At 73.0% G+C, this 23,495-nt stretch carries 15 protein-coding genes; 5 read left to right on the top strand and 10 right to left on the bottom strand.

The annotated features are described in order from the left end of the window. Positions 1-22 precede the first annotated feature (22 nt). Together ACGFMP_RS18365 and ACGFMP_RS18360 are read left to right on the top strand one after the other, a co-directional pair. A complete protein-coding gene (locus ACGFMP_RS18365) occupies positions 23-3,112 on the top strand; it encodes an alpha-mannosidase (RefSeq protein ID WP_393673470.1) in 3,090 nt (1,029 codons plus the stop codon). Positions 3,113-3,322: 210 nt separating this feature from the next. After that, a complete protein-coding gene (locus ACGFMP_RS18360; protein WP_393673469.1) occupies positions 3,323-7,255 on the top strand; it encodes a discoidin domain-containing protein in 3,933 nt (1,310 codons plus the stop codon). 51 nt (positions 7,256-7,306) lie between these two features. Here the strand turns inward: ACGFMP_RS18360 and ACGFMP_RS18355 are convergent, their stop codons facing one another. The 4 genes from ACGFMP_RS18355 to ACGFMP_RS18340 form a co-directional block, all read right to left on the bottom strand. Beyond that, the gene (locus tag ACGFMP_RS18355; protein WP_393673468.1) at positions 7,307-7,957 is read right to left on the bottom strand and encodes a thymidine kinase; all 651 of its coding nucleotides are present in this window, start codon (positions 7,955-7,957) and stop codon (positions 7,307-7,309) included. Positions 7,958-8,005: 48 nt separating this feature from the next. Continuing rightward, the gene (locus tag ACGFMP_RS18350; RefSeq protein ID WP_393673467.1) at positions 8,006-9,199 is read right to left on the bottom strand and encodes an alkaline phosphatase family protein; all 1,194 of its coding nucleotides are present in this window, start codon (positions 9,197-9,199) and stop codon (positions 8,006-8,008) included. Further along, a complete protein-coding gene (locus ACGFMP_RS18345) occupies positions 9,199-9,783 on the bottom strand; it encodes a DUF5998 family protein (RefSeq protein WP_033173900.1) in 585 nt (194 codons plus the stop codon). The genes ACGFMP_RS18350 and ACGFMP_RS18345 overlap by 1 nt, the downstream gene beginning before the upstream one ends. A gap of 86 nt (positions 9,784-9,869) precedes the next feature. Continuing rightward, the gene (locus ACGFMP_RS18340; RefSeq protein WP_393673466.1) at positions 9,870-12,707 is read right to left on the bottom strand and encodes a GNAT family N-acetyltransferase; all 2,838 of its coding nucleotides are present in this window, start codon (positions 12,705-12,707) and stop codon (positions 9,870-9,872) included. Positions 12,708-12,858: 151 nt separating this feature from the next. On the opposite strand from ACGFMP_RS18340, the gene ACGFMP_RS18335 reads away from it, so the two are divergent. Then, positions 12,859-13,149 (top strand): HPr family phosphocarrier protein, encoded by a 291-nt coding sequence (locus ACGFMP_RS18335; protein WP_393673465.1) that lies wholly within the window; start codon positions 12,859-12,861, stop codon positions 13,147-13,149. Between the two features lie 193 nt (positions 13,150-13,342). Here ACGFMP_RS18335 and ACGFMP_RS18330 read toward each other — a convergent pair whose 3' ends face one another. The 3 genes from ACGFMP_RS18330 to ACGFMP_RS18320 all read right to left on the bottom strand — a co-directional run bounded on the left by ACGFMP_RS18330 (position 13,343) and on the right by ACGFMP_RS18320 (position 16,922). Beyond that, the gene (locus ACGFMP_RS18330; RefSeq protein WP_393673463.1) at positions 13,343-14,017 is read right to left on the bottom strand and encodes a GntR family transcriptional regulator; all 675 of its coding nucleotides are present in this window, start codon (positions 14,015-14,017) and stop codon (positions 13,343-13,345) included. Positions 14,018-14,187: 170 nt separating this feature from the next. Continuing rightward, a complete protein-coding gene (locus ACGFMP_RS18325) occupies positions 14,188-15,552 on the bottom strand; it encodes a M16 family metallopeptidase (protein ID WP_393673771.1) in 1,365 nt (454 codons plus the stop codon). A 17-nt stretch (positions 15,553-15,569) separates the two neighbouring features. After that, complete coding sequence (locus tag ACGFMP_RS18320) at positions 15,570-16,922, bottom strand: M16 family metallopeptidase (protein ID WP_393673462.1); 1,353 nt, start codon at positions 16,920-16,922, stop codon at positions 15,570-15,572. 211 nt (positions 16,923-17,133) lie between these two features. Here ACGFMP_RS18320 and ACGFMP_RS18315 point away from each other — a divergent pair, with 211 nt between their 5' ends. Together ACGFMP_RS18315 and ACGFMP_RS18310 are read left to right on the top strand one after the other, a co-directional pair. Beyond that, positions 17,134-19,581: a DNA topoisomerase (ATP-hydrolyzing) subunit A gene (locus ACGFMP_RS18315; RefSeq protein ID WP_393673461.1), complete on the top strand. Its 2,448-nt coding sequence runs from the start codon at positions 17,134-17,136 to the stop codon at positions 19,579-19,581. A gap of 58 nt (positions 19,582-19,639) precedes the next feature. After that, positions 19,640-20,569, top strand: coding sequence for a sucrase ferredoxin (locus ACGFMP_RS18310; protein WP_393673459.1), 930 nt, complete (start codon positions 19,640-19,642; stop codon positions 20,567-20,569). Here the strand turns inward: ACGFMP_RS18310 and ACGFMP_RS18305 are convergent. The 3 genes from ACGFMP_RS18305 to ACGFMP_RS18295 are packed head-to-tail and all read right to left on the bottom strand — an operon-like array spanning position 20,553 to position 23,360. Continuing rightward, complete coding sequence (locus tag ACGFMP_RS18305; protein WP_393673458.1) at positions 20,553-21,629, bottom strand: ABC transporter substrate-binding protein; 1,077 nt, start codon at positions 21,627-21,629, stop codon at positions 20,553-20,555. The two genes, ACGFMP_RS18310 and ACGFMP_RS18305, sit on opposite strands and share 17 nt — an antisense overlap. 59 nt (positions 21,630-21,688) lie before the next feature. After that, entirely contained in the window at positions 21,689-22,555 is an 867-nt protein-coding gene (locus ACGFMP_RS18300) for an ABC transporter permease (protein WP_393673457.1), read from the bottom strand. Then, positions 22,545-23,360: an ABC transporter ATP-binding protein gene (locus tag ACGFMP_RS18295; RefSeq protein ID WP_393673456.1), complete on the bottom strand. Its 816-nt coding sequence runs from the start codon at positions 23,358-23,360 to the stop codon at positions 22,545-22,547. The genes ACGFMP_RS18300 and ACGFMP_RS18295 overlap by 11 nt, the downstream gene beginning before the upstream one ends. Between the last annotated feature and the right edge of the window lie 135 nt (positions 23,361-23,495).

The raw sequence follows: 23,495 nt of genomic DNA, 5'->3' as shown, positions 1-23,495 counted from the left end.
ATCCAGCAGAAAGAGCACACCAGTGCATGACGACCGGCACATCGTCGAAGAGCGGATCACCAAATTCCTGGCGCAGGTGGTCAGACCGGCGCTCCACGGGGACCCCGTGGACCTCGCTCTCGCCGCCTGGCACGTCCCCGGCGAACCCGTCCCGGTGGCCGACGCCCTGACCGCGGCCTACGAACCGATCGCGATCGGCGACACCTGGGGCGGCCCCTGGTCGACCAGCTGGCTCAAGGTCACCGGGCGCATCCCGCGGGAGTGGGCGGGGCAGCGCGTCGAGGCGGTCTTCGACCTGGGCTTCGACCTGTCCATGGGTCCCGGCGGCCAGGCCGAGGGCTTCGTGCACGACGCCGCCGGCTCACCGCTCCAGGGGCTGCACCCGCACCACCGCAGCGTGCTGCTCGCCGAGCCCGCGGCCGGCGGGGAGCCGGTGGACCTGCTGGTGGAGCTGGCCGCCAACCCGATGATCGAGGGCGCGAAGTCCGTCGGCACCCACTTCGGGTCCCGGGAGACGGCGGGCACCGGGCACCTCTACCGGCTGCGTGCCGCGCACCTCGCGGTCCGCCACGGCGCGGTGTGGCACCTGCTGCACGACATGGAGGTGCTCGACGAGCTGATGCGGCAGCTGCCGGTGGGCGGTTCGCGCCGGCACGAGATCCTGCGGGCGCTCGCGCACGCGATCGACGCCGTCGACGTCAGAGACGTCCCCGGCACCGCGCAGACCGCCCGCGACCTGCTGGCCGACGTGCTGTCCAGGCCCGCCTACGCCTCCGCGCACACCGTCACCGCGGTCGGCCACGCCCACATCGACTCCGCGTGGCTGTGGCCGATCCGGGAGACGGTGCGCAAGTGCGCCCGCACCTTCACCAACATGACGACACTCGCCGAGGAGTACCCCGAGCTGGTCTTCGCCTGCTCCTCCGCGCAGCAGTACGCCTGGATCAAGGAGCGCCGTCCGGAGATCTTCGAGCGGATCAAGAAGGCCGTCAGCGAGGGCAACTGGGCGCCGGTCGGCGGCATGTGGGTCGAGGCCGACGGCAACCTGCCCGGCGGTGAGGCGCTGGCCAGGCAGCTGGTCTTCGGCCGGCGCTTCTTCGCCGAGGAGTTCGGCATCGCGCAGGAAGGGGTGTGGCTGCCGGACTCCTTCGGCTACACCGCCGCCTACCCGCAGCTGGCGAAGCTGGCGGGGGCGAGCTGGTTCCTCACCCAGAAGCTGTCGTGGAACGAGACCAACCGGCTGCCGCACCACACCTTCGACTGGGAGGGCATCGACGGCACCCGGATCTTCACCCACTTCCCGCCGGTCGACACCTACAACGCGAGCCTGACCGGCGCGGAACTGGCCCACGCCGAGGACAACTTCGCCGACAAGGGCGCCGCGACCCGGTCCCTTGCCCCCTTCGGCTTCGGCGACGGCGGCGGCGGCCCCACCCGGGAGATGCTGGAGAAGGCCCGCAGGCTGCGCAACCTGGAGGGATCCACCCGGGTGGAGGTCGGCGACCCCGCGGACTTCTTCGCGGCGGCCCGCGCGGAGTACGACCGGCTGCCGGTCTGGCGCGGCGAGCTGTACCTGGAGAACCACCGCGGCACCTACACCAGCCAGGCCCGCACCAAGCGCGGCAACCGGCGGGCGGAGGCGCTGCTGCGGGAGGCGGAACTGTGGTCGGTGGCCGCGGCGGTGCGCCGCGGCGCCCCTTACCCGTACGAGCGCCTGGAGTCGATCTGGCAGCGGGTCCTGCTGCACCAGTTCCACGACATCCTGCCGGGCTCCTCCATCGCCTGGGTCCACCAGGAGGCCGAAGCCGTGCACGCGGAACTGCAGGCGGAGCTCGCCGAGGTGATCGGTGCCGCGCTGGACGGCGGCGAGGGCCTGGCCTTCTTCAACGCCGGTCCCTACGCCCGCCGCGAAGTGGCCGTGGTGCCGGCGCAGCCGCGCGCCGAGGGCGGCCAGCCGCTCTCCGACGGGCGGCAGGCGGTGCTGGTGGAGGCACCGCCGCTGGGCACCGGGCGGGCGGTGGCCTCCGGGCTGCCGCCGGTCACCGCGAGCACCGAGGACGGCGCGACCGTGCTGGACAACGGGGTGCTGCGGGTTCGGATCGACGCGGAGGGACTGGTGCGCTCCGTCCGCGACCTGCGGGCGGGCCGGGAGGCCATCGCGCCCGGCAGCGCGGGCAACCTGCTCCAGCTGCACCCCGACGACCCGAACCTGTGGAGCGCCTGGAACATCGACGGCTACTACCGGGACACCGTCAAGGACCTCACCGAGGCGGTGTCGGTGGAGGTGGCCGAGTCGGGGCCGCTGCTGGCCGCCGTCCGGGTGGAGCGGGCCTTCGGCGCCTCGCACCTGGTGCAGCACCTGGAACTGACCGCGGGCAGCGACCGGCTCACGGTCAGGACCGACATCGACTGGCAGGAGCGGGACACCCTGCTCAAGGCCGCCTGGCCGGTCAACGTGCACGCGGACACCGAGAGCGCGGAGATCCAGTTCGGCCACGTACGGCGCCCCACGCATGAGAACACCAGCTGGGACGCGGCCCGTTTCGAGCTGTGGGCGCACCGCTGGGTGCACATCGGCGAGCACGGCTGGGGCGCGGCGGTCGTCAACGACTCCACCTACGGCCACGACGTGTCCCGGCAGACCCGCGGCGACGGCGGCACCACGACCACCCTGCGGCTGTCGCTGCTGCGCTCCCCGCACAGCCCCGACCCGCAGGCCGACCGCGGCCGGCACCGCTTCACCTACGCACTGGTCGTCGGCGCCGACATCGGCGACGCCGTCGCGGCGGGCTACGCCCTCAACCTGCCGCTGCGCCCGGCGGGCGAGGCGCCGGCCGGCGGCGCCGCCCTGATCACCGTGGACAACCCGGACATCACCGTCGAGACGGTCAAGCTCGCGGACGACCGGTCGGGCGACGTCGTGGTGCGGCTGTACGAGTCGCGCGGCGGCTCCGCCCGCGGGGTGCTGCGCACCGACTTCGCGGTGTCCGGTGCCGAGGTCACCGACCTGCTGGAGAACCCGGTGGAGCGGCTCGCACCGGAGGCCGGCGGCGGGCTGCCGCTCGACCTGCGCCCTTTCCAGATCCTCACGCTCCGGCTGCGCCTGGCCTGAGCACGCGGCAGGACCCGCGGGTCCTGCCGCCGCGCAGCGGCACCGGCCCTTTTCTCCGCACCGCCACCGCCGTCCGCTCCTGGCGGCGGGCGACGTCCGCGCGCCGCCCGCCGCCCGGCCTGCGGAGGCGGCCGGAGCGCCTGCCGTCTGCCGCCCCACCCGTACGACCCCCTGACCCGCACGTCCCATCGTGATATTCGGAGGTTGTCCGTGCCACCCAGACGTACGCGTATCCGGGCGCTGCTGCGCGCGCCCGCCCTGCTGCTGCTCGCCGCCGTCGCCCTGCTGCTGCCGGCCTCGCTGCCGGCGTCGGCGGCCGCACCCGCGCTCTACCCGCTGGGGATCGGCGCCGACCTCGGCCCCCGGCCCTTCACCCTCGGGCTGACCGCGGCCGCGGGTGACGACCCCGCGGCCCTGAAGACCGGGACGCAGGACGGCACCCCGTACTGGCGCACCGATGTCGCGGCCGGCGCCGGCTACCTGGCGTTCGACCTCGACCAGGAGTACACCGACACGGTGACGGCGGATCAGCTGACCGTCGCCGTCACCTACCAGGACGCGGGCGGCGGCGCCCTGCGGCTGACCCGGGGTACGGGCGAGGTGCTGGGCAGTGCCGCGCTCGGCGGCTCGGGGGCCTTCAGGACCGAGGCCTTCACGATCCCAGCGGACTTCTCCGCCGGCCGGCAGCTGCGGATATCCGGCGTCCAGGGCGACGCGCCTGCCGACGTCACGGTCGCCGCGGTCCGGATCGCGGCCGGCCTCTCCGTGGACCTCGGCACCGCCGTCGACGTGCACGGCGTCACCCCGCGGGCCGGCGACAACGAGACCCACCTGGTCACCGGTGTGCAGGACGGCCGCGGCTACTGGGGCACCGACCACAGCAACCCCGGCGCGGAGACCGGCTTCTTCTACATGAACGCCGACGACGCCACGATCTACGACAACCGCGACCCGGTCGCCGTCAGCATCGACTACTTCGACCGGGGCAACGGATCCATCCAGCTCGAGTACGACTCCCCCGGCGACACCATCCCGCAGATGTTCAAGCAGTCCCCGGTCTTCACCTACGGCGACTCGGGAACCTGGAAGACCCACACCTTCCTGCTGGACGACGCGATCCTCACCAACCGCTCCAACGGCTCCGACTTCCGCATCACCACCGGTGGCGGCGCCGGTGAGCTGAAGGTGGCACGGGTCTCGGTGACCGCGCTGCCCAAGGCGCTCGACCCGACGACCGGGCTGAAGCAGCTGGTGGCACAGGCGGATCTGGCCTACCTGGCGGCCCGCGAGGGCACCCGCGACGGGCAGTACCCGGCGGGTGCCAAGGACGCGCTGAAGCAGGCCGCGGACGCGGCCCGGTCGGTCGCGAACGGCAGCGGCGTCACCGACGAGCAGGCCCGCGCCGCCTTCCACGCCCTGCAGACCGCCCTTGACGGCTTCCACGCGCTGGCCGTGGACACCGACCTGGCGCACCTGGGCACGGCCTCCGCGTCGAGCAGCGCCGCCGGGTCCTCGGCCGCCGCCGCCATCGACGGCGACAGCTCCACCGCCTGGGTCAGCGGTGACGGCGGCAAGGGCGAGACCTTCACCCTCGACCTGGGCGCCGCCAAGCGCTTCGACCAGGTGCAGACGACCTGGCAGAGCACCTTCGCCTGGGACTACACCGTCCAGCTCTCCACCGACGGCACCCACTTCCGCGACGTGGGCCGCAACGGCAGCACCGGTCCCGACTCGGTGACCGGCACCGCCTTCCCCGCGACCACCGCACGCTGGGTCCGCCTCGCGGTCACCGGCTACGCGCCCGGCGCGAGCAAGGTGTCGCTCGCCGACCTCGAAGTGCACCTGCGCAAGGCGGTCACGCCCGAGCCGGTCCTGGTCCACACCCGCTACCCCACCGGCGATCCGGTGGTCGCGGACTTCGACGTGCGCGACCACGGCGCCGACGCCACCGGCCACCGGGACGCGACCGCCGCGGTGCAGGCGGCGCTCTACGACTGCCAGGACGCGGGCGGCGGAACCGTGTGGATGGGCGCGGGCACCTACCGGATCACCACCACCGTGGAGATCCCGGCCTTCTGCTCGCTGCGCGGCGACCGGCGCGACCCGGACCACGGCTCCGGCTCCTACGGCACCGTGATCAGCGCCGACCTGCCGGCCGGCGCGGACGGCCCCGTACTCTTCCGGATCGGCGGCAGCGCCTCGGTGCAGGGCCTGACGACCTACTACCCCCGGCAGAGCGCCACCGACCCGGTGCCGTACGGCTACACCTTCGAGATCCCGGGCTCCGCCTGGCAGAGCGACGCGAACTTCATGATGGGCACGGTCTCGCACGTCACGATGCTCAACTCGTACAAGGGCATCGGCGTCTCCACCAAGGCCGACGACCGCGGCAGGCCCGCGGTGCAGGGCCAGGTGCACGAGTCGGCGACGGTCGACGACGTCAGGGGCACGGTGCTGTCCGACGGCGTCACCGCCTTCAACGGCTCCGACGTCGGCACCTGGAACGACATCACCTTCTCCAACTCCTACTGGGCGAAGGCGCCTTCGGCGTACAAGCCGCCGAAGCGGGCCGAACTGGACCGCTGGACGCGGGCCAACGCCACCGGTCTCGTGCTCGGTGACCTGGAGTGGGACCAGTTCTCCGGGATCTCGCTGTCCGACCTCCACCTCGGGATCCAGGTGGTCAAGGGCCAGCGGGCCGCGTTCGTGGGCGCGTTCCTGCGCACCACGGTGGTGCGTACCGACGTCGCCCTCCAGGTGGACGACATCGACAACCGCTGGGGCATGTCCTTCGCGGGCGGCACCCTCCAGGGCAGCGCCGCCTCGATCCGCAACGCCTCCGCGGGCTACGTGAAGGTCACCGGCACCACGGTGGACGGGCCCACCTCCGGCACCGTCGTGAAGATGCCCGGCACGGTCCCGGCAGCCCCGTCCGCGGCCGCCGACCCGGCACCCGCGCGACAGGCGCTCTACGTCGCGGACGGTGTACCGCACGGCGTCGGCTACCTGCCGGCGGCCGACGCCACCGCCCCGCTCCAGCGCCTGCTCGACCGGGCGGGCGCCCAGGGCGGCGGCACCGTCTACCTGCCCGCGGGCTGGTATCGCGTCGGGACCCATGTGAAGGTCCCGGCCGGCGTCGAGCTGCGGGGGGCAGCCGCGTCCCCGAACCGGGACGAGGGCGGGAACAGCGGCGGCACCGTGCTGTTCGCCTACGAGGGTCGCGACACCGCGGAGCCCGCCACCGCCACCGCGCTCGTCACCCTCGCGGGCAACGGCGCCGGGGTCCGCGGCCTGCGGGTCTTCCACCCGGAGAACAACCCGGCCACCGGATACGTCCCCTACCCCTACGACATCAGGGGCACCGCACCGGGCACCTACGTCGTCGACGTCACCATGACCGACTCGTGGAACGGCATCGACCTGACGTCGGACCGCAACGACGGCTTCGTGGTGCACAAGGTGGGCGGCGTGTTCCTGAACCGGGGCATCACGGTCGGCGCCGCCGACCACGGGTCGATCGACGGCGTGCTCAGCAACGGCAACGCGGTGAACAGGACCGGTTTCGACCTGCCGAACTGGGGTCTGGGAAGCAACCTGTTCGCGCAGACCATCGACGGCTACACCCGCAAGAACACCGACCTGGTGCATGTCGACGGGGCCCGGCACCTGACGGTCCTCGACGTCTTCGGATACGGCATGCACGACGGTCTGGCCGTCGACTCCGGTGACGTCCGCGCCTTCAACCTGGGCACGGACAACCTCGGCGACGGCGGCTACACCGTCAAGGCCGGTCCTTCAGCGGACGTGGAGGCGGTCAACGTGCTGCGCTACAACGGCACCACGTACACCGGTCCCGTGAGGCTGCACAACATCATGGCGATCAACATGGTGCAGCAGTCGGTGACGGCCACCGCGGACCCGGCGACCGGCGGCACCGTCCGGGTCACCGGCAACGCGACCGAACCCGGCCGCTACGAGAAGGGCGACACGGTGAAGGTCACCGCGGTGCCGGCGCGCGGCTTCCGGCTGCTCGGCTGGACGGTGGACGGCACCGACCTCGGCAGCACCGCGCCGACGACCGCCGTCACGGTGACGGCGGACCGCACGGTCGTCGCCAGGTTCGGTCCGGCCTCGGCCGGCTGACCGGCAGCAGGACCCGGCGGCCGCCGCTCCTGGCGGCCGCCGGGTCCCGCCCTACGAAGGCGTCACCGGCAGCACGTCGGGCGACAGCGCACCGGCGGCCGCGCTCACGCTGGTCGTCCTGCGCCGGTGGTGGCGGCGGCACAGCACCTCGTAGCCCACATCGGCCGACCTGCCGTCGACGTCCCCGATCACCACCTGCGCGCCCTCCACGACCATCACCCCGTCGACCGTGCGGGCGTTGTGGGTGGCCCGCGCGCCGCACCAGCACAGCGCCTCGACCTGCAACGCCTCGATGCGGTCGGCGAGTTCGATCAGCCGCTGGGAGCCGGGGAAGAGCCGGGTGCGGAAGTCGGTGGTGATGCCGAAGGCGAAGACGTCCACGTCGAGTTCGTCCACCGCCCTGGCCAGCTGGTCGATCTGGTCGGGTGCCAGGAACTGCGCCTCGTCCACGACCGCGTAGTCCACCCGGCCGCCGCGGCTTATCAATCCGACCAGATGGCCGTGGAGGTCCATGCCGTCGGTCACCTCGACCGCGTCGGTGACCAGGCCGAGCCGGGACGACAGCTTGCCCTCCCCTGCCCGGTCGTCGCGGGTGAAGATCACCGCCTGCAGGCCGCGGGAGGTGCGGTTGTGGACGATCTGGAGGGCGAGCGTGCTCTTGCCGCAGTCCATCGTTCCGGAGAAGAAGACCAGCTCGGACATGGGTGGGACGGCGGCCTTTCGCTGGGGGACGTGGGAGGGACGAGGACGTCAGGAGCGTACTTCGAGCAGCGGCACGAGCTGTTCCACGGGGGTCATCGAGCCGTGCAGGCCCGTCATCCTGGACTCCCCCGGCTCGGTGCGGGAGGCCACGATCGCGATGTCGTCGCTCGCGGCGGCGACCACGTCGCCGATCCTGGCGAGCACCCGGGGATCCGGGTCGGGCCCGAACCAGCCGGCCTCGACCGCCTCGTCCCTGGCCGCCACCCACATCCGGTCCCCCAGCACCTCGCTCCACACCGCGTGCACGTCTGCGGCGGCGCCCGGCACCGCGTAGACGTGCCGCGCCCTGCCCTCGCCGCCCAGCACCGCGACGCCGGCCCGCAGCTCCCAGTCCTCGTCGAAGTCGATCCGCGAGTCCTCGTCGAAGGGGATGTCGATCATGCCGTGGTCCGCGGTCACGTACATGACGGCCCGCGGCGGCAGCTGCTCGGCGAGCCGCTGCGCGAGGCGGTCCACCATCATCAGCTGCCCGCGCCACGCGTCGGAGTCCACGCCGTGCCGGTGACCCATCCCGTCCAGCTCGCTGTAGTAGGTGTAGACCAGGGTCCGGTCAGCGGCGGCCAGCCGGTCGGCGGCCAGGTCGACGCGCTCCTCGCCGGTGAGCCGCCCGTGGAAGGTGCCGCCGGACAGCGCCACCTTGGTCAGCGGGGTGTTCTGGAAGGTCGGCGAGGACACCTGGCAGGTCGCGACACCCGCGGCGTCGGCCAGCCGGAAGACCGTCGGATACGGCTGCCAGGCCGTGGGCGACGTCCAGGGCTGCCAGCGCAGCTGGTTCATCAGCTCGCCGGTGGCCGGGTTCAGCGTGGTGTAGCCGGCCAGACCGTGCGCGCCGGGCGGCAGCCCGGTGCCGACCGAGGCCAGCGAGGTGGCGGTGGTCGCTGGGAAGCCCGCGGTCAGCGGCCGGCCGGTGCCGCCGAGCGACGTCGGCAGCAGGGAGGACAGATACGGCGCCTCCTGCGGGTGCCGCCTTATCAGCTCCCAGCCGAGGCCGTCGACCAGGAAGACGCACACCCGGTCGGCGTGGGCCAGTTCGAGCCCGGTCGCGGGCATGCCGGGGATGCCGAAGCCCGCGACGGCGGCCGGGATCACGTCGCACAGCGCGGTCTTGCCGTAGCCGGGCACGGGGGCGTCGCGCGGGTCGAGCGGCACCGGGTCGGCGCCTGCGTGGAACGGATGGCCCATCAGTCGACGGCCGCGGTCGCCTCGGAGAGCGCCTGCGCGAAGGCCAGGGTCTGCCGTACGGTGTCGGGCCCGTCGCCCGCCTCGCTCACCCGCAGCGACAGGTCGTCCGCGGTGGAGGAGCCGGTGTACCCGTGGTCGGCCTCGCAGTTCGGGTCGCCGCAGGCGGCCGGCTCCAGGTCGAGCCGGGAGACCGCCCCCCAGCCGATCGTCAGCACCACCTCGCGCGGCAGGGTGCCCGGTGTGTACGACTCCGGGTTCGCCACCACCCGGCTCACCACGACCGATGAGATCCGGCCGATCTTCACCGACTCGGTCGACGTGGTGGCGTACGGGGTCGGCGAGGTGTCGTCCGCGGCCTGCTCGTCGGTGTGGCTGACGATGAAGCGCCCCTCGGTCAGCACCAGCACGGTGACATGGCGCCGCACCTCGTTCGCGTCGAACGTCGTCTCCTGGTGGACCAGGTACGACGCGACCGGCTCCTGCCCGACCGCGGCCTCCACGGCCTCCGACACCAGCGTCGGGTAGTAGCCGCTGCGCTCGATCGCCGTGCGCAGGCCCTGCGTCGTGGTCCCGGTCTTCGCCATGCCGCCCATCCTAATCGCGTCACCGGGCACCCCCTGCGGGGTGCGACGCCGTTTTCTCCCGGTTGCGGCGCGGCGGCCCGCCGGGGTCAGAAGGAGGACAGGGCGCGCGGCCCGAGGTCGGTACGGGCCGGCGGCGGGGCCAGCCGCACCACGGCACCCAGGACGGTGAGCCCGTGGGGGGCGACGACCACCGGGTCCAGGCGGACCCCGACGACCTCGGGAAGGTCGTCGGCCAGCATCGACACCCGCAGCAGCAGCGCCTCGAGCGCCCCCGTGTCGACCGGCTCCGCCCCGCGCCAGCCGAAAAGCAGCGGGGCCGCCTTGATGGAGCGGACGAGCTCCGCGACGTCCCGGTCGGTGGCCGGAACGAGCCGGTGCGCGACGTCCCCGAGCAATTCCGACGGCGGCCCGGCCAGGCCGAAGGACAGCACGGCCCCCGCGCCGGGGTCCATGCCGGCCCGCACCACCGTGTCGACGCCGCGGGGCGCCATCGCCTGCACGACGGGCAGCAGCTCCGCGGGCCCGCCGAGCCTGGCGGTGAGCTCCGCGTAGGCCCGCCGCAGGTCGGCCTCGTCGGCGAGGTCGAGCCGCACACCGCCGAGGTCGGCGCGGTGCCGCAGGTGCGGTGCGGTGGTCTTGAGCGCGACCGGGTAGCCGAGTGCGACGGCCGCGGCGGCCGCGGCGTCGGGGTCGGGAGCAGGCAGCGCGCGGCGGACGGTGATGCCGTAGCGCCCGAGCAGGGTCGCCGCGTCCTGGTCGGACAGGGTGGTCTCCACCGGCGGTGAGCCGTCGGGCAGCAGCCGGCGCACGTCGGCCGCGGCCGCCGCCTCCTGGATGTCGTCGAACTGCGGCACCCGGCCCGGCTCGGCCGCGGCCGCCCGCCACGCCGCGTATCCGGCGGCCTCCGCCAGGGCGCTGACCGCCCGGTCGGGGGCCCGGTAGGCGGGGATGCGGGCGCCGGGCCCGCCGGGGGCGCCGAGCCGGTCGGCGAAGGCGTCCAGGGCCAGGTGGACCACGACCACCGGCTTGTCGCCCCCCGCCGCCCGCCGCAGGGCGTCGGCCAGGGGCGGATCGTCCTCGGTCTCGGCACCGGCCTGCGCACCGGCCTGCGCACCGGCGGCGAGAGTGGGCTCTGCGGACGCCGGGTCTCCCGGCTCCTCCGGCTCCTCCGTGCCGACCCGGGGGATCGCGGTGACCACCACCGCGTCCGTGCCCGGGTCGGCGAGCGCCCGGGTGAGCGCGGCGGCGAAGTCCGCGGGGGTGGCCGAGGTGGTGAGGTCGAGCGGGGCGGCGGGGCGCAGCCCCGCGGTGAGCGCGGCGTCGTAGGTGAGCAGGCCGAGCGATTCGGAATTGCCCAGGATCGCGACCCGGTCGCCGGCCGGCAGCGGCTGGAGGGCGAGGAAGAGCCCGGCGTCGAGCAGTTCCGTGACGGTGTCGACCCGGATCACCCCGGCCTGCCGGAAGAGGGCGTCCACCGTGCTGTCGGGGATGCGGGCGACCGGCACGCTGTGCCCCGCGGGCACCGAGCCGGTGTGCAGCGCGCCCTTGACCACCACGACGGGCTTGGCGGCCGCGGTGCGCCGGGCGAGCCGGGTGAATTTGCGCGGATTGCCGAAGGATTCGAGGTACATCAGCACCGCGTCGGTGTCCGGGTCGTCTTGCCAGAACTGGAGCAGGTCGTTGCCCGAGACGTCGGCCCGGTTGCCCGCCGAGACGAAGGTGGAGGGCCCGGCGCCCCGCCGGTGCAGCCCGGACAGCAGCGCGATGCCGATCGCCCCGGACTGGGTGAAGAGTCCGAGCCGCCCCTGGTGCGGCATCCCGGGCGAGAGCGAGGCGTTGAGCCGGACCGCGGGTGCGGTGTTCAACACCCCGAAGGCGTTCGGCCCGATGACGCGCATCCCGTGGCTGCGGGCCTGCCGTACGAGGTCGCGCTGCCGCTCCCTGCCCTCGGGGCCGGTCTCGGAGTAGCCGGCCGCGACCACCACCAGGCCGCGTACGCCGGCCTCCCCGCAGTCCGCGACGGCCTGCGGCACCCGCTCGGCGGGCACGGCGACCACCGCGAGGTCGACGCTCCCCCCGGCCTCGGTGATCCCGCGCACGGAAGGGTGCCCGGGGACGCCGTCGAGGTCGGTGCCCGCGGGCGGGAAGGAGTCGTTGACGGCGTAGAGCCTGCCGGTGAAGCCGCCCGCGAGGATGTTGCGGAGCACGGTTCGGCCGACCCCGCCGGGCCTGCGGCCCGCACCGACCACCGCGACGGATTCTGGGCGCAGCAGCCGCTGCACCGACCTGGCCTCGGCTCGGTGCTCCCTCGACCGCATGACCTGCACGGACTCGGTGGTGGGCTCCAGGTCCAGATCGAGGTGGACGACGCCGTCGGCGAAGCTGCGCTGCTGGGTGTAGCCCGCGTCGGTGAAGACCTTGACCATCTTGCGGTTGGCGGGCAGGACCTCCGCGGTGAAGTGCAGGATGCCGCGCTCGCGGGCGACGGCGGCGATGTGTTCGAGCAGCGCGGAGGCGACCCCGCGGCCCTGGTGGGCGTCCTGCACCAGGAAGGCGACCTCGGCGCGGGTGCCGGTCCTGCCGGAGACCGACCGGCCGGCCTCGTCGGTGCGGTCGTAGCGGACGGTGGCGATGAACTCGCCGCCGACGGTCGCGGCCAGGCCGACCCGGTCGTCGTAGTCGTGGTGCGTGAAGCGGTGCACGTCCCGGTCGGACAGCCGCGGGTAGGGGGCGAAGAAGCGGTAGTACTTCGACTCGTCGGAGACCTGCTCGTAGAAGTCCACGAGCCGTCCCGCGTCGTCGGGACCGATCGGCCGGATGTGCGCGATGCCGCCGTCCCGCAGCACGACGTCGGCCTCCCAGTGGACGGGGTAGGGCCGGCGCCCGGTGTCCTGCGGGTCCTGCGGGTCCTGCGGGTCGGTCATGGTCCCAGCGTATGCGGCGTGCCCGGTTCGCGGCGGGCAGGCGCAAGGGGCAGTCTTGGCTCAGCGTACCGGCGTGCGGGAGCAGCACTCCGGTCGTGCAAAAATGGTCTAGACAACTTGCACGACCTGACACACATTGAGGGGCAACACCATGGTTGAGCGCCGCGTCAACGTCGGCTGGGCGGAAGGCCTGCACGCCCGCCCCGCGTCCATCTTCGTCCGCGCGGCGACCGCCGCCGGGGTGCCGGTGACCATCGCCAAGGCGGACGGCGGCCCGGTGAACGCCGCCTCCATGCTCGCGGTGCTGAGCCTGGGCGCACAGGGCGGCGAGGAGGTCGTACTGGCCTCGGACGCCGAGGACGCCCAGCAGGCGGCGGCCGCGCTCGACCGGCTGGCGAAGCTGGTCGCGGAAGGCCTCGAAGAGCTTCCCGAGACCGTCTGAGCGACCTTCCGCCGGATTCCCCGCAGGCACCGCCCGCGCCCGGCACCGCATTTCCCACCCGTCTGCGCACATGTGCGCACGCGGAATTCAGCGGGTCCCCGCAGTCCTCACGGATCGCGGGGGCCCGCTTTTCTGCAATTGCCGAGGGCGACGCCGGTGCGGCAATTCACGACTCTTGTATACGGTGCGATTGTTAATTTCGGCGGCGCACCGCGTTTACGCGGTGTTTCAGGGTCCTCACCGCGGCGGCGTGCTCGACATGGACGGCGGCGAGCCTGCGGGCCCGCTCCGCGTCGCCGCGGGCGACCGCGTCCACGATCGCGGCGTGCTCCTCCCACGCCTCCGCGGCCCTGGCGGAGCCGCCGTCGGCGTAGACCCAGGAGATCTTGTGCCGCAGCTGGATCAGCAGCGCGGCGAGGGTCGGGCTGCCCGACGCCTGGGCCAGGGTCTCGTGGAACCAGCCGCTCAGCGACGGGAGATCCGACAACTGCCCCTGCACCGCCCGCTCCTGCCCGAGCCGCACCAGCCCGCGCAGCACCTTGAGGTGGGCGTCGGTGCGCCGCTGCGCGGCACGCGCGGTGCCCAGCGGCTCCAGCAGCCCGCGGATGTCGAGCAGGTCGGCCGCCTCCTGCTCGGTGGGCTCCGCGACCGAGGCGCCCGCATGCTTGCGGGTCCTGACGAACCCCTCGGACTCCAGGGTGCGCAGCGCCTCGCGCACCGGCACCCGCGAGACGCCGTAGCGCTGCGCGAGCAGGTCCTCGGTCAGCCGGCTGCCCGGCGGGAAGTAACCGGCGACGATGTCGTCGCGGATGGCCGTACACACCACCTCGGCGGAGATACGCCTCGCCGTGCCTTCCGTCCCGTTCACATCCGATTCCGCATCGCAGGACTCCGTTCTTTCCCCGTATTCTGCAGCGACTCTATTCCAGTACGGAAGGAAAAGGGAATGCGGTCCCGGAATTCGGCCCGATATGCACGGAACCCCGGCGCCTTGGCGGGCGCCGGGGTTCCGGGTGGCACGGTGCTGCGGATGCGGGCTCAGCTGGTGACGCGCACCGGGCCGATGCCCAGCTCGCGCACCGGGTCGGCGATCACCGAGGCGTCGCCGACCAGGACCACCACCAGGCGGTCGAGCGGGAAGGCGCTCACCGCGGCCGCGGTCGCCTCCACGGTGCCGGTCGCCGCGAGGCGGGCGTAGAGCCGGGCCTGGAAGTCGTCGGGCAGCTGCTGCTCCACCTGGTCGGTGAGGGTGCCGGCCACCGCGGCGGCGGTCTCGTAGCGCAGCGGCGCCACCCCGACCAGGTTCTGCACCGCGACGTCCCGCTCGTCGTCGGTCAGGCCGCCGTCGGCAACGGTGCGGATCACCTGCCGGAGGTCGGCCAGCGCCTCGCCGGTCACCTCGGTGGCCACCGAGCCGCTGATCGCCAGCAGCGCCGCTCCCGTGCCGTCGGCCGACCCCAGCAGCACCTGGCCGAAGGCCCGCACCCCGTAGGTGTAGCCCTTCTCCTCGCGCAGCACCCGGTCGAGCCGGGAGGTCAGGGTGCCGCCGAGGCAGTAGGTGCCGATCACCTGCGCGGCCCACACCGGGTCGTGGCGGTCCGCGCCCGTGCGCCCGATCAGCAGCTGGGTCTGCACCGCGCCCGGCCGGTCGACGATGACCACCCTGGCGCTGTCGTCCGCGGTGATCGCGGGACGGGGACGCGCCTCGGCCTTGGAACCGGTCCAGCGGCCGAGCGTGTCGTCGAGCAGCGCGGGCAGGTCGATGCCGGTCAGGTCGCCCACCACGACCGCGGTGGACGTCGCGGGCCGCACATGGGCTGCGTAGAAGGCGCGCACCGCCGCGGCGTCGATCCTGCGGACCGTCTCCTCCGTGCCCTGCCGCGGCCGGGAGCAGCGCAGGGTGGCCGGGAAGAGCTCCTTGGACAGCGCCATGGCGGCGCGCCGGCCCGGATTGGCCAGCTCGTGCGGGATCTCGTCGAGCCGGTTGGCGACCAGCCGCTTGATCTCGTCCTCGGGGAAGGCCGGCGCCCGCAGTGCCTGCGCGAGCAGCGCGAGCGCCCTGTCGAGCCGGGAGGCGGGCACCTCGAGCGAGACCCGCACCCCGGGGTGGTCGGCGTGCGCGTCCAAGGTGGCGCCGCAGCGCTCGAGCTCGGCCGCGAACTCCTCCGCGCTGTGCTCGTCGGTGCCCTCCGACAGCGCCCTGGCCATGATGGTGCCGACGCCGTCGAGGCCCTCGGGCTCGGCGTCCAGCGGCGCGGCCAGCAGCACCTCGACGGCGACGACCTGCTGGCCTGGGCGGTGGCTGGTCAGCAGGGTCAGGCCGTTGCCGAGGGCGCCGCGCTCCGGGGCCGGGAAGGCCCACGGCTTGGGGTCGCCCGCCTGCGGCTGCGGGTGGAACGTCATGACGGCAGCGGTGTCGCTCACAGCTCGCCCTCTTCCTCGTCTGCCTCGTCGTCCGAGTCGTCCTGCTGGCTGTTGCCGGTGGGCTCGTAGACGAGCACCGCCCTGTTGTCGGGACGCAGCCGGGCCGCGGCCACCTCCTTGACCTCCTCCGGCGTGATCGAGAGCACCCGCTGCACCGCGGTCAGCGCCAGCTGCGGGTCGCCGAACAGGACCGCGAAGCGGCACAGTTCGTCCGCCCGGCCGCCGACCGTCGCCAGCCGGTCAAGCCACTCGCGCTCCAGCTGGGCCTGCGCCCGCTCCATCTCCTCGGGCGTCGGGCCCTCGGCGGCGAAGCGCGCCAGCTCCTCGTCCACCGAGGCCTCGATGTCGCCCAGTTCGACGCCACTGGACGCCTTGACGTCCAGCCAGCCGAGCGACGGCGCCCCGGCCAGCCGCAGCAGCCCGAATCCGGCGGTGACCGCCGTACGGTCGCGCCGCACCAGCCGGTTGTGCAGCCGGGACGACTCGCCGCCGCCCAGCACCGTCAGCGCCAGATCCGCGGCATCACCCGCACGAGTGCCGTCCTCGGGCAGCCGGTAGGCCGCCATGAGGGCCCGCGAGGGCACATCCTCCTCGACGACCTCGCGCAGCTGACCGCCCATCACCTCGGGCAGCGCGCCGTCCCGCGGCGCGGGCTTGCCGTCGTGCGCGGGGATGGTGCCGAAGTACTTCTCCACCCAGGCCAGCGTCTGCTCGGGGTCGATGTCGCCGACGACGGAGAGCACCGCGTTCCCCGGGGCGTAGTACGTCCTGAAGAAGGCCCTGGCGTCCTCGAGGGAGGCGGCGTCCAGGTCGGCCATCGAGCCGATCGGGGTGTGGTGGTAGGGGTGGCCGTCGGGGTAGGCGAGGGCGGTGAGGCGCTCGAAGGCGGTGCCGTAGGGCACGTTGTCGTACCGCTGGCGGCGCTCGTTCTTCACCACGTCCCGCTGGTTGTCCAGGCTCTCCTGGTCCAGGGCGTCCAGCAGGCTGCCCATCCGGTCGGCCTCCAGCCACAGGGCCAGTTCCACCTGGTGGGCGGGCATCGTCTCGAAGTAGTTGGTGCGCTCGAAGCTGGTGGTGCCGTTGAGGGAGCCGCCCGCACCCTGGACCAGTTCGAAGTGGCCGTTGCCCTGGACGCTGGCCGAACCCTGGAACATCAGGTGCTCGAAGAGGTGGGCGAGGCCGGTGCGGCCCTTGACCTCGTGCCGCGAACCGACGTCGTACCAGAGGCAGACCGCCGCGACCGGGGTGAGGTGGTCCTCTGAGAGCACCACCCGCAGGCCGTTCGCCAGGCGGTGCTCGGTGGCTGTCAGGCCGCTGGAGTGTGCCTCCGGCGTGGCCGTGTGACCCATGGGCAAGCTGTCCTTCCGGTCGCGTGCTCGTGACTGCGTAGAGTGCTGCCACTCTAGGCAAGCGAGTCGGCGGGCGGCGAAGTTCCCGGTCGCGGGCGCGCTCGTGCCGGGTCGTGGTCGGCGTTGTCCGTGGCGCGGTCCACAATGGTCCGCGTCAGTTCACCGGTCCAGCCGAACGACCTTCCGGTCCAGACGAAGGAGCGCCGCCGAGATGGCCCGCCGCACGACGAAGTCCCCGCCGCCCGACGACGGCTTCGAGGAGCGCATCCTCGACATCGACGTCGTGGACGAGATGCAGGCCTCGTATCTTGAGTACGCCTACTCGGTGATCTACGCGCGCGCCCTGCCAGACGCCCGTGACGGCATGAAGCCGGTGCACCGCCGCATCGTCTACCAGATGAACGAGATGGGCCTGCGCCCCGACCGCGCCTTCGTCAAGTGCGCCCGGGTCGTCGGCGAGGTGATGGGCAAGCTGCACCCGCACGGCGACGCGTCGATCTACGACGCCATGGTGCGGATGGCGCAGCCGTTCTCGCAGCGCCTCCCGCTGGTCGACGGGCACGGGAACTTCGGCTCGCTCGACGACATGCCGGCCGCGATGCGCTATACCGAGGCCCGCATGTCGGGTCCCGCGCGCCTGATGGTCGAGTCGATCGACGAGGACACCGTCGACTTCGCGCCCAACTACGACGGCCAGGAGCAGGAGCCCGCCGTCCTGCCGTCGGCGTATCCGAACCTGCTGGTCAACGGCGCCTCCGGGATCGCCGTCGGCATGGCCACCAACATGCCTCCGCACAACCTGGGCGAGGTCATCGCCGCCGCCCGGCACCTGATCCGCTACCCCAACGCGGACCTGGACGCCCTGATGCGGCACATCCCAGGACCCGACCTGCCCACCGGCGGCCGGATCATCGGGCTGACCGGCATCAGGGACGCGTACGAGAGCGGCCGCGGCACCTTCAAGATCCGCGCCACCGTCTCGGTGGAGGACGTCACACCGCGCCGCAAGGGCCTGGTCGTCACCGAACTGCCCTTCACCGTCGGGCCCGAGAAGGTCATCGCCAAGATCAAGGACATGGTCGGCGCGAAGAAGCTCCAGGGCATCGCCGACGTCAAGGACCTCACCGACCGCGAGCACGGCCTGCGGCTGGTCATCGAGATCAAGAACGGCTTCAACCCGGAGGCCGTGCTCGAGCAGCTCTACAAGCTCACGCCGATGGAGGACTCCTTCGGCATCAACAACGTGGCGCTGGTGGACGGCCAGCCGCTCACCCTGGGCCTGCGCGAGCTGCTCCAGGTCTACGTCGACCACCGCTTCGACGTCGTGCGCAGGCGCAGCGAATTCCGCCGCACCAAGCGCCGCGACCGGCTGCACCTGGTGGACGGCCTGCTGGTCGCGCTCGTCGACATCGACGAGGTCATCGCGATCATCCGGGCCAGCGACAACGCCGCCCAGGCCAAGGACGGCCTGATGCAGCGCTTCGGGCTGTCCGAGATCCAGACGCAGTACATCCTGGACACCCCGCTGCGCCGGCTGACCCGCTTCGACCGGATCGAGCTGGAGGCGGAGCGCGACAAGCTCACCGAGGAGATCTCCGAGCTGACCCGGATCCTGGAGTCGGACGCGGAGCTGCGCAAGCTGGTGTCGTCGGAATTGGCCGCCGTGGCCAAGCAGTACGGCACCGAGCGCAGGACCGTGCTGCTGGAGTCGGCGGACACGCCGGTCGCCGCGGTGCCGCTGGAGGTCGCCGACGACCCCTGCCGGGTGATGCTGTCCTCGACCGGGCTGCTGGCCCGCACATCCGAGGGTGCGGAGCCGGGCGAGAGCGGGGGCCGGCGGGCCAAGCACGACGTGATCGTCTCCGCGGTGCCGACCACGGCGCGCGCGGATGTCGGCGCGGTCACCTCGTACGGCCGGCTGCTGCGGATCACGGTCATCGACCTGCCGATGCTGCCGCCCACCTCGGGCGCGCCCTCGCTGGCAGGGGGTGCGCCGCTGGGCGAATTCCTCTCGCTCGAGGACGGCGAGCGGGTGCTGTGCCTGACCACGCTCGACGAGTCCTCGCCTGGCCTGGCGCTGGGCACCGAGCAGGGTGTGGTCAAGCGGGTGGTGCCCGACTACCCGGCGAACAAGGACGACCTGGAGGTCATCGGCCTCAAGGAAGGCGACACCGTGGTCGGCGCGGTGGAGCTGCGCACCGGCGAGGAGGACCTGGTCTTCATCACCGACGACGCCCAGCTGCTGCGGTATCCGGCCGCGCAGGTGCGCCCGCAGGGCCGCCCCGCCGGCGGCATGGCGGGCGTCAAGCTCGCCGACGGGGTCAAGGTGATCTCCTTCACCGCGGTCGACCCGGCGGTGGACGCGGTGGTCTTCACGGTGGCCCGCGCCGAGGACACGCTGGACGGGACGGGCGAGGGCACCGCGAAGCTCACCCCGTTCGACCAGTATCCGCGCAAGGGCCGCGCCACCGGCGGGGTGCGCTGCCAGCGCTTCCTGCGCGGCGAGACGGGCCTGGCCTTCGCCTGGGCGGGCGCCGCGCCGGCCAGGGCCGCGACCGCGACCGGCGCGGCGGCCGAACTCCCGCCCAAGGACCCGCGCCGCGACGGCTCGGGCGTCCCGCTGGCCAAGCCGGTGGCGGTGGTGGCGGGCCCGGTGTAGCCGCACGGCGGCCGGGTGCCGTCCCGGCGGCCCCCCGGCGGAGGTTAGGCTCACCTTCGTGAGTACGTGTACGACGGCGTCGGCGGAGCTCGGCGAGCCGGTGGGCGCCACCGCGTCCACCGCCAGGACCTGGCTGCTGGTCGAGCAGCCAGGGCCGTGGGGACGCAAGGCGCTGACCGGGAGCCGGCTGGACCCGGCGCTGGGCCGGGCGCTCGACCGGGCCGCCGACGGCACGGGGGTGCGGGTCGCGCTGATCCGCAGGCCCGGTCGGCACGCCGACCTGCACACGGCCGCCAGGCACCGCGTCTACCTCGCGCACACCGCGCCGGGCGACGCCTGGATCCGCACGGACTCGCTCACCGACCCCGCGGAGCTGGCGGAACTCGACTTCACGGCCCTCGGCCAGGGCGCGCACGGCGGCTTCGGCCGGGCCCACGTGGGCCCGCCGCTGGCGCTGGTGTGCACCAACGGCAGGCGGGACCGCTGCTGCGCGGTGTACGGCCGCCCGCTCGCCGCGGAACTGGCCGCCTCAGGGGACGCGGACGCCTGGGAGATCACGCATCTGGGCGGCCACCGCTTCTCCCCCACCATGCTGGTGCTGCCTTACGGCTACACCTACGGCCGGGTGGACGGCCGGCTGGCCAAGGAGGTGCTCGCGGCGGCACGGACCGGCCGGGTGGTCCTCGAAGGCTGCCGCGGCCGGTCCGCGTGGGACCGCCCGGGGCAGGCGGCGGACCTGGCCGTGCGCGCCCTCGCGGGTGTCGACCTGGAGGGCGCGCTGACGGTGCGGCGTACCGCCGCGGAACCCGGCGGCGGCTGGTCGGTGCTGGTCACCCACACCGACGGCAGGGCCTGGGAGGTGGCGGTGGCGCAGCGCGCGGCGCGGCCGCCGCGGCCGGAGAGCTGCGACGGCCCGCTGGGCACCCCGGCAGGGCTGACGGCGACCGGGGTGGCCGCGGTCGACGGACCTTTCAGTGGACGTTCTTGACGAATTCCGTGGTGAAGGTCCGGCTGAGGTCCACGGTGGTGTGCTGGAGGTTGGGGTTGAAGGCCTTCAGCACGTTCTCCACGGTGGCCGGGCCGTCGGCAGGCATCACACCGTCAGTGGTGAACATCGGCAGCGTCGCCTTGATCGACTCCGCGTACAGCTTCGCCCCGCCCTGCGCGTAGTCCGCGGGCATCTTCGCGGCGATCTCCTCCGGGGTGTGCGCCGACATCCAGCGGAGGGTCTTCACGAAGGCGTCGGCCAGCTTCTGGACGGTGTCCTTGTGGCTGTCCACCCAGTCGGTGTTCATGTAGAGGCTGGAGGACGGGTAGAGGCCGCCGAGCGCCTGGCGCGAGCCCTCGGGCGTGCGCATGTCGTAGAGCACCTTGCCCGCGCCCTTGTCCAGGATCTGCGCGACGGTCGGGTCGGTGGTCATGCCGGCCTGGATGGAGCCGTGCTGGAGTGCGGCGATGAAGGTCTGGCCGGCGCCGACGGCGACCGGGGTGATGTCGCTGACCTTCAGGCCGTTGTGCACCGCGAGGTACTTGGTGAGGAAGTCGGTGGACGAGCCCAGGCCGGTGATGCCCAGGTGCTTGCCCTTGAAGTCCTCGGCCGAGGCGATGTCGCCCGCCGCCTTGGTGGACACGACCTCGACCTCGCCGGGCGCCTGGGCGAACTGCACCACCGACTCCACGTGCTTGCCCTTGGTCTGCAGGTCCAGGGTGTGGTCGTAGAAGCCGACGGCGCCCTGCACCTCACCTGCGACCAGGGCGGTGGTGGCGTCCACGCCCGCGGGCTCGGTCAGCAGCGTGACGTCCAGGCCCTCGGCCTTGAAGTAGCCGAGTCTCTCGGAGAGCATCGCCGGCATGTAGATGACCTTGTCGAGGCCGCCGACCATGATCTTGACCTTGGTGGTCTTGCCGGAGCCCGCGGCCGGCCCGGAGCCGGCGGCGGTGTCGGAGCCGGAGCCGCCTGAGGAGGCGTCGTCGGCGCAGGCGGTCAGGGTGGTCAGGGCCAGGGTTCCGGCGAGGGTCAGCGCGGCGATCCGGGTGTTCTTGCGCATGGTCACGTCCTTGTGAGGGTCGGGCGGGGGTCGGGAAGCGGCAGGAGGTGCCGCGGTGGTCAGCGCTCGGCGCCGGGCTGGACCGGCTTCCAGCGGAAGAGCCGCTTCTCCACGAGCGTCAGGAGCCCCTCGGCGGCCAGGGCGACCACGGCGAGGATCACCATGGCGGCGTAGACCCCGGCGGAGTTGAGGGTGCCCTGCGAGTTCGCGACGAGCAGGCCGATGCCCTTCGTCGCGCCGATGTACTCGCCGACGATCGCGCCGATCAGCGCGAAGCCGAAGCTGATGTGCAGGCTGGTGAAGATCCACGAGGTGGCCGAGGGGATGACCACCTGCAGGGTGACCCGGCGGTTGCTCGCGCCCAGGATGCGGGCGTTGGCGACCAGGTTGCGGTCGACCTCGCGGGCGCCCTGGAAGGCGTTGAAGAAGACCGGGAAGAAGACCAGGACGACCGCGGAGGCGATCTTGGAGGCCGGGCCGAGGCCGAACCAGATGAGGAAGATCGGGGCGAGCACGATCCTCGGCATCGCGTTGAGGATCTTCACGTACGGCCCGAAGACATCGGCGAGGAAGCGCACCCGGCCCAGGGCGATGCCCAGCAGCACACCGGCCGCCACCCCGATCACCCAGCCGTACAGGGCCTCGTAGAGGGTGGCCCAGACCTGCGCGCCCAGCGAGCCCTGGGCCGTGCCATGGGTCGTCCAGGTCTGGATCTGGTCCCAGATCCTGCTGGGCATCGAGAAGTTGAACGGGTCGATGACGCCTGCTCGGGCGGACCACTCCCACAGGCCGAGCACGACGACGAGCACCAGCAGCCGGCATCCGTTGACCAGCAGGGTGCGGTTGCGTACGGCGCGGGCGCGGGCCGCCGTGCGGTCGGTGGGCTTGGCGGCCGGCTGCGGCAGTACGGCGGACTCAGGCGGCATTTCCGGTGCCCCTTTCACGGGTGATGCGGACCTCTTGGCCGAGCGAGGACCAGATCTCCCGGTAGATCTCGATGAAGCGGGGTTCGAGCCGGACCTCCTCGACCTTGCGGGGGCGCGGCAGGTCGATCGTGAAGACCTCCTTGACGGTGGCCGGGCCCGCCGTCATCACCACGACCTTGTCGGCGAGCGCGATCGACTCCTCCAGGTCGTGCGTGACGAAGACCACGGAGGATCCGGTGCCCGCCCACAGGTCGAGCAGCTGGTCCGACATCAGCGCCCTGGTCTGCACGTCGAGCGCGGAGAAGGGCTCGTCCATGAGCAGGATCGACGGGTCGTTGACGAAGGTGGCGGCGAGCGCGACGCGCTTGCGCTGCCCGCCGGAGAGCTGGTGCGGGTAGCGGTCCTCGAACGCCGTCAGGCCCACCCTGGCCAGCCAGTCCCTGGCCCGCTCCCGCGCCTCGGCCTTGGCCGCCCCGCGGAAGCGCGGCCCGGCCATGACGTTGGACAGCACCGTCCGCCAGGGGAAGACGGCGTCCTGCTGGAAGACGAAGCCGACGTCGGTGCCGATGCCGCGCACCGGCTCACCGCCGACGAGCACCTCGCCCTGCGTGGGCTCCTCGAGGCCGCTGACCAGGGTCAGCGTGGTGGACTTGCCGCAGCCGGTGGGGCCGACGACCGCGACGAACTCGCCGCGCTCCACCGTCAGGTCCAGTTCCCTTACGGCGGTGTGCAGGGCGCCGGACGGGGTCCTGAACGCCTTGCCCGCCCCCCGCAGCTCGATGGCGGGGCTCGTGTCATGGGTCATGGCGCTGGACGCTACGAGCGGCCGGCGGGCCCCGGCAGCCTTGTGAGCGCAAGGCCTCCTTGTGCGCACAAGCAGGCCTTCTGCTCGTTTTGCGCACCGCAGGGACAACGAATGGGAAACGGACTCTGCCCATCC

The sequence above is a fragment of the Streptomyces sp. NPDC049040 genome (assembly GCF_043197715.1).
GTDB lineage: Bacteria > Actinomycetota > Actinomycetes > Streptomycetales > Streptomycetaceae > Actinacidiphila.
This window is presented reverse-complemented; position numbering and strand designations above follow the sequence as displayed.

What these genes read in the sequence shown, in the direction of transcription:
- ACGFMP_RS18355 (WP_393673468.1), bottom strand. Translation starts at nt 7,957, where the DNA reads ATGTCCGAGCTGGTCTTCTTCTCCGGAACGATGGACTGCGGCAAGAGC.
- ACGFMP_RS18350 (WP_393673467.1), bottom strand. Translation starts at nt 9,199, where the DNA reads ATGGGCCATCCGTTCCACGCAGGCGCCGACCCGGTGCCGCTCGACCCG.
- ACGFMP_RS18345 (WP_033173900.1), bottom strand. Translation starts at nt 9,783, where the DNA reads ATGGCGAAGACCGGGACCACGACGCAGGGCCTGCGCACGGCGATCGAG.
- ACGFMP_RS18340 (WP_393673466.1), bottom strand. Translation starts at nt 12,707, where the DNA reads ATGACCGACCCGCAGGACCCGCAGGACCCGCAGGACACCGGGCGCCGG.
- ACGFMP_RS18335 (WP_393673465.1), top strand. Translation starts at nt 12,859, where the DNA reads ATGGTTGAGCGCCGCGTCAACGTCGGCTGGGCGGAAGGCCTGCACGCC.
- ACGFMP_RS18325 (WP_393673771.1), bottom strand. Translation starts at nt 15,552, where the DNA reads ATGACGTTCCACCCGCAGCCGCAGGCGGGCGACCCCAAGCCGTGGGCC.
- ACGFMP_RS18320 (WP_393673462.1), bottom strand. Translation starts at nt 16,922, where the DNA reads ATGGGTCACACGGCCACGCCGGAGGCACACTCCAGCGGCCTGACAGCC.
- ACGFMP_RS18315 (WP_393673461.1), top strand. Translation starts at nt 17,134, where the DNA reads ATGGCCCGCCGCACGACGAAGTCCCCGCCGCCCGACGACGGCTTCGAG.
- ACGFMP_RS18305 (WP_393673458.1), bottom strand. Translation starts at nt 21,629, where the DNA reads ATGCGCAAGAACACCCGGATCGCCGCGCTGACCCTCGCCGGAACCCTG.
- ACGFMP_RS18300 (WP_393673457.1), bottom strand. Translation starts at nt 22,555, where the DNA reads ATGCCGCCTGAGTCCGCCGTACTGCCGCAGCCGGCCGCCAAGCCCACC.
- ACGFMP_RS18295 (WP_393673456.1), bottom strand. Translation starts at nt 23,360, where the DNA reads ATGACCCATGACACGAGCCCCGCCATCGAGCTGCGGGGGGCGGGCAAG.